Annotated in this window: 13 protein-coding genes and 1 pseudogene; 3 read left to right on the plus strand and 11 right to left on the minus strand. The window is 41.7% G+C overall.

The annotated features are described in order from the left end of the window. Nucleotides 1–10 precede the first annotated feature (10 nt). Both GC098_RS20585 and GC098_RS20590 read left to right on the plus strand, forming a co-directional pair. Nucleotides 11–466, plus strand: a complete 456-nt coding sequence (locus tag GC098_RS20585) for a MarR family winged helix-turn-helix transcriptional regulator (RefSeq protein WP_171645126.1) — start codon at nt 11–13, stop codon at nt 464–466. Continuing rightward, nucleotides 463–1,674: an MFS transporter gene (locus tag GC098_RS20590; RefSeq protein WP_312880240.1), complete on the plus strand. Its 1,212-nt coding sequence runs from the start codon at nt 463–465 to the stop codon at nt 1,672–1,674. The genes GC098_RS20585 and GC098_RS20590 overlap by 4 nt, the downstream gene beginning before the upstream one ends. 161 nt (nt 1,675–1,835) lie before the next feature. On the opposite strand, the gene GC098_RS20595 is transcribed toward GC098_RS20590, so the two are convergent. Beyond that, a complete protein-coding gene (locus GC098_RS20595; protein WP_171645128.1) occupies nt 1,836–2,774 on the minus strand; it encodes a DMT family transporter in 939 nt (312 codons plus the stop codon). A gap of 116 nt (nt 2,775–2,890) precedes the next feature. On the opposite strand from GC098_RS20595, the gene GC098_RS20600 reads away from it, so the two are divergent. Continuing rightward, nucleotides 2,891–4,315 (plus strand): aminotransferase-like domain-containing protein, encoded by a 1,425-nt coding sequence (locus GC098_RS20600; RefSeq protein ID WP_246358771.1) that lies wholly within the window; start codon nt 2,891–2,893, stop codon nt 4,313–4,315. Between the two features lie 105 nt (nt 4,316–4,420). On the opposite strand, the gene GC098_RS20605 is transcribed toward GC098_RS20600, so the two are convergent. From GC098_RS20605 to GC098_RS20650, 10 genes and pseudogenes are all read right to left on the minus strand, one after another. Continuing rightward, complete coding sequence (locus tag GC098_RS20605) at nt 4,421–5,197, minus strand: AraC family transcriptional regulator (RefSeq protein WP_171645129.1); 777 nt, start codon at nt 5,195–5,197, stop codon at nt 4,421–4,423. A gap of 25 nt (nt 5,198–5,222) precedes the next feature. Continuing rightward, nucleotides 5,223–5,798 carry a LysE family translocator gene (locus tag GC098_RS20610; RefSeq protein WP_171645130.1) on the minus strand — a complete coding sequence of 192 codons (576 nt, stop codon included), beginning with the start codon at nt 5,796–5,798 and terminating at the stop codon, nt 5,223–5,225. Nucleotides 5,799–5,920: 122 nt separating this feature from the next. Beyond that, entirely contained in the window at nt 5,921–6,616 is a 696-nt protein-coding gene (locus tag GC098_RS20615; protein WP_171645131.1) for a response regulator transcription factor, read from the minus strand. Between the two features lie 17 nt (nt 6,617–6,633). Continuing rightward, on the minus strand, nt 6,634–8,061 hold the full coding sequence (locus GC098_RS20620; RefSeq protein ID WP_171645132.1) for a sensor histidine kinase: 1,428 nt from the start codon (nt 8,059–8,061) through the stop codon (nt 6,634–6,636). A gap of 12 nt (nt 8,062–8,073) precedes the next feature. Further along, nucleotides 8,074–8,826 (minus strand): ABC transporter permease, encoded by a 753-nt coding sequence (locus GC098_RS20625; RefSeq protein ID WP_171645133.1) that lies wholly within the window; start codon nt 8,824–8,826, stop codon nt 8,074–8,076. Continuing rightward, nucleotides 8,813–9,574 (minus strand): ABC transporter ATP-binding protein, encoded by a 762-nt coding sequence (locus GC098_RS20630; RefSeq protein ID WP_171645134.1) that lies wholly within the window; start codon nt 9,572–9,574, stop codon nt 8,813–8,815. Before GC098_RS20630 ends, GC098_RS20625 begins: the two co-directional genes overlap by 14 nt. A 23-nt stretch (nt 9,575–9,597) precedes the next feature. Beyond that, entirely contained in the window at nt 9,598–10,839 is a 1,242-nt protein-coding gene (locus GC098_RS20635; protein ID WP_171645135.1) for a hypothetical protein, read from the minus strand. Nucleotides 10,840–11,067: 228 nt separating this feature from the next. Next, nucleotides 11,068–11,994 (minus strand): LysR family transcriptional regulator, encoded by a 927-nt coding sequence (locus GC098_RS20640; RefSeq protein ID WP_171645136.1) that lies wholly within the window; start codon nt 11,992–11,994, stop codon nt 11,068–11,070. An 18-nt stretch (nt 11,995–12,012) separates the two neighbouring features. Continuing rightward, a complete protein-coding gene (locus GC098_RS20645; RefSeq protein ID WP_171645137.1) occupies nt 12,013–12,999 on the minus strand; it encodes an SLAC1 anion channel family protein in 987 nt (328 codons plus the stop codon). Nucleotides 13,000–13,372: 373 nt separating this feature from the next. Next, nucleotides 13,373–13,664: pseudogene (locus tag GC098_RS20650) on the minus strand (RNA polymerase subunit sigma-70); the annotation flags it as partial.

The raw sequence follows: 13,664 nt of genomic DNA on the forward strand, positions 1-13,664 counted from the left end.
CGTGAGGTGAATGATTTTGGGATTGGATAACTCATTTGGATTTATTTTGAACCATGCCGGAAGACGTTTGACACAGTTATTGAACAGCCATTTTCAGCCTTATGATATGACAACAGAGCAATGGGCTGTACTCAATCGTTTAGCTGATGAAGATGGGATTACACAGAAGTTACTGGCGGTTCGAGCTGAAAAGGATCAGACGAATATCACTCGAATCCTCGATCAATTGGAGCGCAAAGGCTTTGTGGAACGACGGGCCAATGAGACGGATCGAAGATCGTTTCTTACCTTTATTACGAAGCAAGGCAAAGCTTTGAATGATGTTCTGACACCAATTGAGCAGAAGGTAATCGACTCGGTGCTTAACGGTTTTACGGAGGAACAAACATCGATTTTGCGGGGAATGCTCATCCAATTGACCAACCAAGCCAATGCATGTATCAAGGAAGTGGAGGATTCACAGTGAATACGAATCAGAAATTGTGGAATCGTAATTTTGTTGCTGTCTGTTTCAGCAGCTTTTTTTTATTTATGACTTTTTACATCCTCGCCGTAACGCTGCCAATCTTCGTAACTGATACGCTGCATGGTGGACAGCAGCAGATTGGTCTGGTCATGACCGTCTTCATTATTTCAACCGTCATTTTACGGCCTTTAACCGGTAAATGGATGGATGAATGGAACCGGAAGAAGATCATACTTTTCTCGCTTGCGCTATTTATGATTTGTACGGCATTGTATCCACTCGTTCATCAATATACTTTTTTGCTAGGCTTAAGGTTTCTTCATGGCATAGGTTTCGGGATGGCGACAACGGCTGCCGGTGCAGTTGCCATCGAGCTTGTTCCTGATCGGCGCAAAGGTGAGGGAATTGGGTATTTCAGCCTCTTCATGAGCTTGGCTATGGTTGTTGGTCCCTTTCTGGGGCTAACCATTATGCAGACTCACAATAATAGTCTTCTATTTGGTGTGTGCATTGTGTTCGCGCTTCTTGCTTTCTTGTTGGGAGTGACCATTCGTATTCCTCAAGCTATCTCTAGAGTGGCCGTGAAATCAGAGTCTGGTTGGAGAAAGTTCATTGAGCCGCGGGCTTTGCCAATTTCTTTGGCCGGCAGTGTGTTGGCCTTTTCTTATGGAGCTATTACAACGTTTCTTTCCGTGTATGCCAAAGCCATTGGGTTGGATACATATGCGAGTTACTTCTTCATGGTGTTCGCTTTGATGATTGTTATATCCAGACCCTTTACAGGCAAATGGTTTGATCGTTCAGGTCCTCATTTATTAGTATATCCTGGAGTCATCCTTTTCACATTAGGGATGATAACCCTAAGCATAGCGGCTTCCCCTATCCTATTTTTAGTAGCAGGAGGTATGCTGGGCCTTGGATTCGGGGCGATGCTTCCCAGCTTTCAGACTATCGCTATTCAAGCCGCGCCGACTCACCGCAGAGGGCTTGCGACAGGCACGTATTTCTTACTTTTCGACTCCGGATATGGGATTGGCTCCTATGTGCTTGGCGCTGTCGCTTCGAGAACGAATTACCATACGATGTACTTCATAGCTGGCATGGTTGTCGCGTGCTCTGCCATTCTGTATTACGGGCTTTATCATCGAAAACAGCTTCTTCCCTCAAGCCAATCCCAACCACAGTTAAATAATAATCTAAACAAGTAAATGGCTCCTGTGATGGATAAAAAAATGCACCCGGCCTTCAAAGATAGCCGGATGCTTAGTTATTCAGATGCTTCTGGAAACCCAGCCACCATAAATGGTGGTTTTTTTCTATTTGTGTCAGAGAAAACTAACTTAGCCCTTTCCATTCCTTACCAATATATTCAGTCTAAAACTTTAGCCTGTCTAACGGATATTGAGTCTATTCTCTTCTTATTGATCAATTGTTTCAAGCTGTCCAAATTAGCAAAAACTGTTCCAGTGATAATTGTTATCACCCCTATTGCCGATACCCAAGTGATCGTCTCGCCATAAAATAGCACGCCGAATGTGAGGGCAATCGTAGGCGAAATATAGAGCCAAGTAGTCGGAAATACGGGATTCGTTTTGGCGACGAGCCAATAAAATAGACTATGCCCTACCATCGAGCCGATAACAATTAAGTATAGAAGTGACCCGATCGCCTTTGTTGTCAACATGCTCTTGATGTCCACATGTTCCGTGAATAATGAAAGAACAAGAAGCAGCAGACCTCCATAAATCATTTGAGCCGCGTTAAGCGCAATGGGCGATGCTTGTGGGAATTTCCGAATAACCCGTTTGGAATATAAGGCACCAGAGGAATAGAAGATCTGTCCGACCAAAATAGCGACGCATCCGATTATCCACCTTATATTAGCGGTTATTGTAAGGTGTGGAAGCAATAACAATACGATTCCAACGAATCCGAGGATGCAGCCGAATACAGATCGTAACGTTGTCTTCTGCCGCAGGACAAGTGTTTGCAGCACAAGCATCATCATTGGAGCCGTAGCTGATAAAACGGCAGCGAAACCGGATGAGACATATTGCTCGGCCCAGTACAACGTAGAGAATGTACCGAATGTCAGACCAATTCCCGTAAGCAGCATTTCTTTGTGAATTAAAAGCGATAAGTTGGCTTTTTTCTTCCAAACCATCCAAAAGAACAATATCAGACCTGCAAGGAAGAACCTTATTCCCGCGGAGAAGAAAGGCGGCGCCCAAGCATCGACACCTACCTTTATCGCTAAAAACGTGGTACCAAAAATGAGACATACGAGCAAGTAATTGAAAATAATCATGGATGTTCCCCCTCTTGATATGTATTATACAAGGGAGGCAATAGAACAGATGTAAGATAGCAGAACAGATTACGGGGGCTTGGTATATAATAAGTGAATTAGGGAGTGAACAAAGTATGAAGAATATGCACGCATCGACGAATGATACAAAACTACTTTTTAGACAAACATACGATTATATCATCACCAGGATCGAGCGCGGAGAGTTAAAAGCACATGACAAGCTCCCTTCGATTAGGCTGCTAGCCCAAGAGCTCCGGGTACACCGGCTAACGGTGTTTCGAGCGTATCAGTTGCTGAAACAAAACGATAAGGTCTATGTAAAGGAGAAATCGGGATATTATGTAAGTCCTGACTTCACGGAACATGTTATTTCCGAGTATACGGATAGAAGCCCTATCACCTCTTCCGGCCACTTGAAAAACTCTTTATCTGAAATTCAACAGGTGCCCGTTATTTATCAATTTTCCCAATCATTGATTGATCCGAATTTACTGCCGAATCTTTACCTATCTGAATATGTTAAGAAAGTTTTCGACATCTATCCGAAATTAATGGGAACCTACTCCAGTGTACAAGGGGATGAAGAACTGCGTGAATTCCTTTGCCAGTACATGAAGCGCCATCACAGTATTCAACTGACAGTAAGCGATCTATTAATAACGACCGGGGGGCAGCAGGCAATTGACTTAATTTCTCGGGTATACATCAGACCGATGGATTTCATCTTGGTAGAAAGGCCAACCTATAGTGCCGCGCTTGATATTTTCCGCCAACAGGGTGCACGGTTTATTCCTGTCGACATTTCCCCCGAGGGCTATGATTTGGAGAAAGTCGAGATGCTCATGAAACAGCACCGACCCCGTATTTTTTATATGAATCCTACCTTTCATAATCCGACAGGGTATACGGTTCCTCCAGACCAACGCAAGCAGCTTGTCGAACTAGCTGAACGATATCGCTGTTTACTAATAGAAGATGATGCCATTCACGAGATGTATTTTGATCAGCCGCCTCCTCAACCCATTTTTTCTTACGATACAGATGGGTGGGTTGTATATCTCCGCAGCTTCAGTAAATATGTGGCACCTGGACTGCGTATTTGCGCCGTCATCGGTCGTCCATCCGTGATACAACCACTCATTACCGCAAAATCGTTGGCTGATAACGGAACTCCTCTGGTCAACCAGAAAATTTTTCTACACTACTTCGAGTCAGAACGAATAAGACAACATTTGGAGAAGCTGCGCATCGCCCTTCAAATAAGAAAAGAAATTGTGGAGGAGGAATTATCCACTACCGGATGGAGTTGGGTCAGTCCAAAAGGAGGCTTCAATTTGTGGCTTAAGCTTCCCGAAGAACTTCCTGTAGAAGAGCTTTTGAAAGAAAGCATCAGGCAATCGGTCTCTTTTGTTCCGGGTATGATCTGTGATCCACTCAGAGAGATGCGCTCTTGGATCCGTTTAAGTTATTCTTTCGTCAATGAGGGGCAATTGCGCGATGGAGTCAGGCTTCTCTCAGATATTGCTCGACGATTTTGATCCCAAAACGGCAAAACATCCCACCCCCAAGACAAAGCTTGAGGGTGGGATTCATCGTCGTGGGTACTTATATCACTAAAATAAAAAATGATCTAGGCAGAAACCTCAATTTATATGTGACATATATTCAAACGCTGTTGTTCCATATACACTTTTAAAATGTTTATTTAAATGGGTTAAATCAACAAAACCGCATGCAGCTACTGCTGAATAAATATCTCTATTTTTTTCGATTAACTGCTTTGCAAGTTCGATTTTGCAGTTAAGAAAGTATTGGTAGGGTGAAATTCCAGTATGAGCCTTGAACAATCGGATAAACTGAAATTTCGATAAATGGAGCTCTTTACAGATCTCATCAAGCTTAAGTACATGTTCAAAGTTAGCATGAAGCATATCCTTTGCTTTTCTAATTAGCGCGTTCTCTTTTTTGTCGTCTGTAGAAAGATTCGTTTGAATCAGGCTATCCGTGAGGGATATGAGCAATTCACTGCACAACGCCTCATCTTTTTCGCTTAATATGGCATGAGAAAGACTTAATATTCGTTGTTCAAGTTTACGATCATACACAATAGGAGTTGAAAAACGTACGATATCTTTTTTCTCCATAACCTCTAAAAACAATTGTGGCTCAATATATATCATGACATAATCAAGGCCTTCCTTATCATGTGCCATTCCGTCATGGGCCTGTTCTGGATTAAAAAGCATAATTCCATTTTGATAGGATAATTGTAGACTGCCATCCAAGTTATAATGTTGAATACCACGCAATGTTACGCCTATTGCATACTCCTTGTGAGCGTGCTTTTTATACTTAAATTCAGTCATACTTGCTGATAACGCAGTAATACCTGCCGATTTTTTATAGACAAATTTGTCCATTTCAAACACCTCTGCAAAAGCTTACCTACATCCAGATCATGATGGCAGCATAAGCTAAAAATAAAGTCATCATTACATTAACAATCTTATTATGCTTCTGTAAAAACTCCTTGAAGATTGTACCGAAAAGAACCCACGTAGTAAAAGCTGAAAATCCAATCAGAGTTATCGCAATAATACTTATCGTCACCGCAGGGATCGCGTTATAGTAAGGCATAATAAAACTTGGAATTACAGTCATTGTAAAGAGTATTACCTTTGGATTTATAAACTGCATAAGGAAGCCAGAAATTAAGGTAGCCGATTGGTCTACAGTTGGGTTTGATGTATCCGTTTTGTAAATTTGATAAGCAAGATAGAACATATACATGCTCCCGACTATCTGCATCACAATTAATATTTTCGGTATGATCGTTATAAGCATCGTATTCAACATAGCAGAAATAACTAGTAATAAACCAAAACCAATCGTTGCTCCATACGTATACTTCATTGCCTTTTTTGCCCCGAAATTATGCGCGGTGGACAATATGACGATATTAGTAGGTCCTGGTGTAAAGGTAGCAATCATACAGTAAATCAAAAAAGATGTAATATCCATGAGAATACTCCTTTCGAGCTCTTCTCATATCCTACATCTTAAAATGAAATGCCATATAGTATATTATTGCAGATATAAAGCTTATTACCTCCCTACTTAAGGGGCAGCTCTTTTAATTAGGATCATACCATAAACCTGTACCCGGATCCCCAAACGGTTCCTATGTACTGGGGTTTAGATGGGATTTCCTCGATTTTCTCTCTGATTCTGGCAATATGAACCGTTACCGTAGAGGCGTCGCTCATCGCATCCATCCCCCAGATCCTCTCAAATAGCTCTTCCTTACCAAATACCCGATTGGGATACTGCAAAAGAAACAGAAGCAGCTCAAATTCCTTTTGGGCTAGAACGACTTCATTTCCGTTCACAAAAACTCTTCTGGCATCCTTTTGAATCTCAAGGCCCCTAATCTGGATCGTGCTCCCCTCATTCCCCTTTCCAAACCGCTCTTTCATCCGCTCGAACTTTTTCAGATGGGCACCAACCCGTGCTACCAGCTCACCCGAGCTGAACGGCTTTGTAATATAATCGTCCGCACCGAGGCCTAAACCATTAATTTTATAAATTTCCTCTGCTCTCGCCGATACCAAAAGCACTGGAATATCATCCTGCTCACGTACTGTTTTCAACACTTCAAACCCATCCATATCTGGCAGCATGATATCTAATATAACAAGCTCAAATTCTTCCTCTTTCAGAGCTCTCAAACCCTCTGAGCCGCTGTTCACCATCTTAACCGAGTAACCGCTGAGCTCCAGGTAATCCTTTTGCAGATTGGCAATACTTTGGTCATCTTCAACAATCAAAATTCTCTTCATCATAACCTCCAGACATGTTAGAACTTCTTAAGAGATATCATGATCCCGGTTCCCTCTCCTACATTGCTTTTAGCCCATATTTTCCCGTCGTGCCCTTCTACAATTTGCTTAGCTATAGCTAGACCTAGTCCACTGCCGCTTTTTCTTGAAGGGTCTACCTGATAAAATCGTTCAAATATGAAGGGTAGTTTGTTCTCGGGTATTCCTTTTCCATTGTCCTTAATTTCTATAATAGTAGACGTTCTAGTTTCCCTGAGTATAATGTCAATTTTTCCATTTGCTTTTTCTGCATACGTCATAGCATTATCAAGAATGTTTTGTACGACCCTCTTTAATCTTTCACGATCTATTAATACTTTGACAGGCTCCTTTAATTCATTGATTAGCTCTAAGGATAAATTAGCCTTTTCACACTCATATTTATGATCCGCGACGCAATCCTCGAAATAACTCGCCAAATCACTCTTCTCAAAATGGTAAGGAAGCTGGTTCAAATCGAGCTTAGAATATAAAAGGAGATCATCAATCATCGCGTTTACCAAAATAGCTTTGGATCGGGCGGTTTCCAGATACTCCTCCATTTTCTCAGGCGTCTTGGCTACCCCATCGATAATCCCTTCGATATATCCTTTAATGGAAGTCACAGGCGTCTTTAAGTCATGAGAAATACTTGAAACTAAAAACTTCCTGTTATCATCATATTTTTGCTGTAAATAGACAGACTCCTTCAACTTGATCCGCATTAACTCCAAGGTTCTGCCTAATTCCCGAATCTCACCTTCGCCTTCTTCGGAAATCTCGCCGCTTAGATCCCCTTCCCTTATTTTTATAGCGGCGTCCTTTAATCTGGATATCGGTAAAATAATTCCGCGTGAGAACTTATACGAAATCCAAAAATTCATTAGCAAAAAAACAACCGTAAAAAAACTGACCGTAAAGATGCCAAGCAGCAAATAAAAGCTTGTTTTCACCTTGATTGGCGCAAGCAGCAGCAGAATGCCCGTATCGCCGGACGGAAGTTTGTAATCCGCTCGGGTAAACATATACGTTTTGCCATCAAGCTCTATCTCATCGCGATTAGACCTGTCGCCGGACAGCATTAGGCTTTTCTCGATATCTATCTTATTGAAATTTTGAGTGGTGTACAAAACTTCTCTACCCACTAAAATGATGGCACTGGCATCCAAAACGTTCACTCGATCAGAGAGCTCTTGTTGATATTTCTTATCCAAGAGCTGCTCGAACCCCAAGGTCATCGCTTCTCTTTTGATCTCACTGATCGCTGCCCTGACCTCAAACACTTTCTGAAACTCCTTCATATCGGCTTCGCGGCCAAAAACTTTCGTATAAGCAGCAACAAAAATAATGACAGCCAGGATCGTCAAGCCAATGGAAAGCAGCACAGCCAGCGTATTCATCGTGAAAAAACGTTTCGTTAAGTGCATGTATATTCCTTTCTACATATCCTTGCTGTCAAACAAGTAATATCCCGTAGTAAATAACATGATACCACAACCAGACATGATTAAGATCTGGCGGAATATTTTAAAGACATTGATTGATTCAGAAATCCAGAGGGTATACCAGTCAAACATCGATGTGATAAAAAAACTCGAATAGGATGAGAACACAATGCCCAGAAAATTAAAACCAATAAACACAAGAATGGAGAGGAAAAATACGGCTAGTCCTCCTTGAATCACATTGGATAACAGCACAACGATAAGCGCAAACACAAATACAGGAAAAAAAGTTAAGCCATATGACACAATGACCTTTACGATCCCAAGCAGGCTGGCGGACGAAGGATTAAATATAAAACCAGCCAGTAGCGAAAGAAACATGACAAACAAAAGGTTCCCAGCAATAAATAGAGCCAAATTCAAAACCTTCGCACTAAAAACACCGAATCTGGAGACCGGTCTTAAAAGTGTTATTTTCATCGTATTCGATGAGGATTCACCGTTAAACATATCGATCGCTACAAAGATAGCAAACAACGGTAAAAGCGTATAAGCAATAAACGACAGAACTACAATGGGAAATTCAACACTCCCTACAACTCTTAATCCAAGGCCATGCTTTATCGTTGTCACGGCAATTTGACCAATCATTACGGCAAGAATGGACAATATCGCGGCTGCCATCATTTTTTTCTTTTTAAGCAGCTTCACGGCTTCATTAATAAATGCAGCTTTAAACCCTACCATTCCTGTCCACCTCACTAACAAAATAGTTCTCAAGCGACGAATAATATGACAGAATATGTTGGGTATATTCTACGTTGACCAGCTTGCCGCCGTAAATAATCCCGATTCTTGTGCACGTTAGTTCCACATCGTGAATCAAGTGGCTGGAAATAAAAAAAGTCGTGCCTTCCTGGGAAAGCTGTTTGATCAACTTCCTCATCTCCAGCATCCCCTCTACATCCAGTCCGTTTAAAGGCTCGTCCAAAATTAACAGTTTCGGTCTCGATAGAATCGCCGCCGCTATCCCCAGTCTTTGTTTCATCCCGAGCGAAAATTTTTGTGATTTCTCATTTTTATATTTCAGCATCCCTGTGATTTCAAGACATTCATCGATTCTTCGCTGATCAATTTCTGGATAGAACCTCGCAAACAGTTTCAGGTTTTCATTTGCCGTCAAATAGGGATACGATTCCGCTGTTTCAATCATACAGCCTACGTGTTTCATCGCATTGACAAAGTCTTCTAAAATGCTCGCTCCGAAAATCTTCACATCGCCTCGATCCGGTTTCATAAGTCCTGTTATCATCTTCATGGCTGTCGTCTTCCCTGCGCCATTTGGTCCTAGAAAACCGAATATATCCCCTTGATCTACTTCTAAGTTCAACTCGCTGATTCCCCGGCCATTCTTAAATGACTTGGTTAAGTCGTTTATTTCAATCGCCTTGACTGTCAATTCATCATCTCCCCAAAAATGCTCAGGAAGCCGCATCAGCAGCCTCCTGAACATCATTTCTATTCAAATATGCGTCTAAATTCTCCATCATAATATGGTTTCGAGTTAGATTTCCACGAGTTTTTATCGATGACCTCTACATTCATTTCAAAATACACCTTGCCAGCAGAGTTTGGATGAATCATTCCGTTTTTCTGTTCACCCTTCGCATCTGTGTAAGTAAAAGCTGAAGATGTCGCCGGATTGTATTCAAAATTAAATGCATCCTTGTTTGGATACTCGTTCTCAAAACCAGGATAAACGGTCTCTGAATACTTTCCTGTCACTTTATCACCGTTTACGCTTGTGACTTCAACCGTTCTCTCGCCAATCTTCACGAACTTACCGTCTTTGTCCATAATGATATCATTTTTATATGTTCCCACATATTTACTGCTAAATCCGCCTGAATAACTGACCTTCTCAACCTTTGAGCCTGTTAGGTCAGGCATGGCAATCTTCGTATTGCCAATCTCAGAGAGCTTTACAATGACATTTAAGATTAAGTCATGCTGAACACCGTTTTTATCTTTTCCTGACAGGGTTATATCACCTGTCACATTTTCCAGATAGCCTGCTTTATTTTCAACGGCCGTACCTACAACCTTTTTCACAAAAATATCGCTCTCTATTTTCGGTAAATCTCTCTGCTCATTAAGCATCTGCTTGATACCAAAGGAGGAGACAGCATTCACGAGTGCCGGCACCTGTGCCTCGGACAAGCTTCCCGAATACATTTTCCCGCCGTTAGTCCCTTCCTCTACTTGTACATAATCTTTCAAAGAGCCAACCACAGCGTCAACAATTTTTTCTATCTCCGCTGCTCCGTTTTCTTTAAAAGGGTTACTGAAATCAGCTGGACCTTTACGGTTCACATCAGCCGGATATTCTGTTACGTAATAGGTATTATCCATACCGTTTTTCCTAACTGAAAGCTTCTTGTCGGAATAGGAATAACTGGAGGTGGTTTCGCCCTTTGCGGTTTTTGTCACCGTATTTTCCTCAGACACCTGGTTTACCGTGTCCATTTTCGCGAACATGGAAGATTGAAGTAAGGTTTGATCATTATCTTTCAATGAATACAGCGCCTCGACCGTATAGTTGTTTAGATCCTTTTCCATCAGAGCAGCAGTGTTTTTGGCTGAATCTTTCAACCGGTCATACCCGGATCCAAGCAGCGCATCGGCGAAAGCGGTAGATACGAATAGACAGGCTCCAAGCGTGAATGAAAGTACAGTAATTGATTTTTTGCTAAGTTTCATCTTTGTTCTCCTTTAAACACAATTTGCGGGAAACGTTTCCTTACCATTTATTTTAATATACGCTTATTGAATCCATCTAAATGAATTATTAACAAAGTATTAACTCTCTTTACGTGTTACTTTTTCCTTTCAGTGGACGAGAATAACGATAGACAGCCCCACTGCTCAAGCGGCAGTACCTTCCACACAGCGCTAAACAAATAGCAAATAGTAAAAAGCCTCTGCGTATTACACGCCCGAGGCTTGATCGCAATATGCTGTAGGTTCTTCTTTCTTAATGGACTTAATGTAAGAAATAATCAGATCGATATAACCACTTGCTGCCTGTCCCAAATATTTATCTTTATGATAAACGATTCCTACTTCTCGGCAGAGCTTGGGGTTTACGATTGGAATGATGATTAAATCTTCATATTGTTGCATCTCGATTAATGTTTTAGAGAGAATAGTGGCTCCTATCCCGGACCTTACTAAATTAAATAAAGAATCGATCGTTGTTGTTTCAATAAAAGGCTTTAATTCTAGACCTGCATTTTGACAAGTGGAATCAATCAATTGTCGGCATCGGTGTGTTTCAGGAAACATCACAATTGGAGTTGTTACTAATTCCTCAAAATTAATTTGAGGATAGCTGGCCAAAGGATGGTTAGCGGTAGTCACGAAAAAGAAGGCTTCTCTATATAGAGGCTTAAACGCCAATTTATCATGTTCTACAGGTAAAATGGAAATGGCAAAGTCTAGTTCATTTTGCAGGACCCGTTCAACAACATCATCATTTGCAATCAACTTTATGCGTATATTCGGATACTTGCGATGATAGTCAACTAAAAGTGATGAAGCGAGTTCATTTAATTCTCCCGGCAAGGCTCCAATCGATAAAGTGCCGCGTTCTACTTTCTGTAGCTCTTGAATTTGCTCGCGTGCACTTGTCAAAGATCTTATAGCCTTATGGGATTGTTGGTACAAGATCATACCTGCTTCAGTGATCATCGTCTTTTTACCAATTCGATCAAACAATCGAACACCAAGCTCATTCTCAATTGCCTTTATTTGATGACTTAACGTAGGCTGTGTAATACCAAGCTTTTCTGCGGCCCGAGTAAAATGTAGTTCTTCGCAGGTCGTCATGAAATATTCGAGTTGCCTTAATTCCATCCTCATTCACCTCGGGTTTCACCCTTGCAATAGCTTTCCGTTGAACAAATTAATGAGCGTACGAACAAATAAAACGATGATGACAATCGTTAAAATCAAAAGGATCAACGCTGCAATAACTTTTAATGGCCAAGTATTCACATGTATCGCATATTTTAACGCGGCATTACTAAGTGCTGCCATAGGAAAGCTAACAGCCCACCAGGATGCTCCAAAATAAATGGTTTTCTTAAATACTTTAACAGCTAGCACGATAAAGAGGAAAAGACCAAAATAAAATAATATGGCTGCAAAGTTGTCGATTCGCTGCAAGGAATTGGTATAGCCCAAGAACCCTACTTCAAATGGTGCGATCAAGATCATCATCGAAGGCATCAAGCCAATGCCTAGCGACTCATGATGGATTAAACGATTGATAATCAGCGTGAAAAATATGAGTGCGTTAAAACCACCAATTGCAAGACTCAATAAATTGACTTCATGCGCCCAAGCAAAGGGCATTGTTCCGCCGGTTACGGCAATATCAAGTACGCCGACGCAGGGAATTAGCCAGGCAGGAACCGCATGAGTTGGATCCAATTTACCTTTAAGTAAGCGGGATATGATTATATAACTTAACCCTAATGTGAGAATCATACCTATTATCCAGACAGATTCACTAAGCCCCTTCTGATATGGACTCAAAATAGATGATAACAGCAAAATCGCAATTGGTATGGTACCGAAAAAATTTCCGGCTATCGGATGTGTGAACTCTGCTGCTACCTTCTGAGGATAACGAATCCATTTCACCAAGAAACCCATAGATAGTACTATGAATACGAGAATGGCTATAGCTCCTGTGAGGTCAGATATTACAGCCGACGTGTGAAAGAGCTGGTGGGAGAGACTCCAGGATGAGGAAAGACCTGAAATTCCCATAACAGCGGCGAATAAATTCACCGGTAAGTATTGAACGGATCCGATTTTGCCTATATTCTGTTGCTTGGTTGCTGTTAACTCCATGGTGCTCACCACTTTCGGATCAAATAGTTTTCGTAAACACTCTACGTAAACATGCCAGTAATGATTGTTATTATTTGTTACTGACAAAAGGACAATACACGTGAAAACCTCACCATCACGATGAGGTCTTGGAGTTAAATCGCTGTCTGTCTAATAAACGATTATCTCTAGTGTTGTAGTCTAATTATAATAAATCAACATAACACCCATCAATGTTCATTTTTCTATCATAATGATGCACAATTTCTATGGGTCCTGGTTGGGAGCTAATGATTGATAATAGTAGTACCCCTGCCGATTCCAAGCATTTTGAGAACAACACCAAAAAAGGTCTGTCCCTGGATATGGAAATCCATGACGACAGACCTGACAACTAACATTCTCCAGCTTGCTTCTCCAGAAACTTGCGAATGGAAGGATCCATGCACAGTCCGATGGAGCGGCTATATGCGGCACGGGCCTCTTCGAACCTCTGCATCCGCTTGAACAAATGGGCGCTCAGCGCCCAATAAGGCTGATAGCTCTTGACCGCTTCGGCCGGCACTTCTTCCAGCAGCGCCATCCCGATTTCGGCCCCACGCGCCTCAGCAACGGCTGCCGCCCGGCCGACGATTGCGCCGATCGTTGGAGCCATACCCACGAGCCCCTCGTACAGCAACGCAATC

Source organism: Paenibacillus phytorum, from assembly GCF_013141715.1.
In the GTDB taxonomy this organism is placed as follows: Bacteria; Bacillota; Bacilli; order Paenibacillales; family NBRC-103111; genus Paenibacillus_E; species Paenibacillus_E phytorum.

Excerpts from the sequence above, each read along its gene's own strand:
- GC098_RS20630 (WP_171645134.1), bottom strand. The coding sequence starts at position 9,574 with ATGCGGCTTCCTGAGCATTTTTGGGGAGATGATGAATTGACAGTCAAG.
- GC098_RS20615 (WP_171645131.1), bottom strand. The coding sequence starts at position 6,616 with ATGAAGAGAATTTTGATTGTTGAAGATGACCAAAGTATTGCCAATCTG.
- GC098_RS20600 (WP_246358771.1), top strand. The coding sequence starts at position 2,891 with ATGAAGAATATGCACGCATCGACGAATGATACAAAACTACTTTTTAGA.
- GC098_RS20640 (WP_171645136.1), bottom strand. The coding sequence starts at position 11,994 with ATGGAATTAAGGCAACTCGAATATTTCATGACGACCTGCGAAGAACTA.
- GC098_RS20635 (WP_171645135.1), bottom strand. The coding sequence starts at position 10,839 with ATGAAACTTAGCAAAAAATCAATTACTGTACTTTCATTCACGCTTGGA.
- GC098_RS20595 (WP_171645128.1), bottom strand. The coding sequence starts at position 2,774 with ATGATTATTTTCAATTACTTGCTCGTATGTCTCATTTTTGGTACCACG.
- GC098_RS20610 (WP_171645130.1), bottom strand. The coding sequence starts at position 5,798 with ATGGATATTACATCTTTTTTGATTTACTGTATGATTGCTACCTTTACA.
- GC098_RS20625 (WP_171645133.1), bottom strand. The coding sequence starts at position 8,826 with ATGGTAGGGTTTAAAGCTGCATTTATTAATGAAGCCGTGAAGCTGCTT.
- GC098_RS20645 (WP_171645137.1), bottom strand. The coding sequence starts at position 12,999 with ATGGAGTTAACAGCAACCAAGCAACAGAATATAGGCAAAATCGGATCC.
- GC098_RS20620 (WP_171645132.1), bottom strand. The coding sequence starts at position 8,061 with ATGCACTTAACGAAACGTTTTTTCACGATGAATACGCTGGCTGTGCTG.
- GC098_RS20605 (WP_171645129.1), bottom strand. The coding sequence starts at position 5,197 with ATGGACAAATTTGTCTATAAAAAATCGGCAGGTATTACTGCGTTATCA.
- GC098_RS20585 (WP_171645126.1), top strand. The coding sequence starts at position 11 with ATGATTTTGGGATTGGATAACTCATTTGGATTTATTTTGAACCATGCC.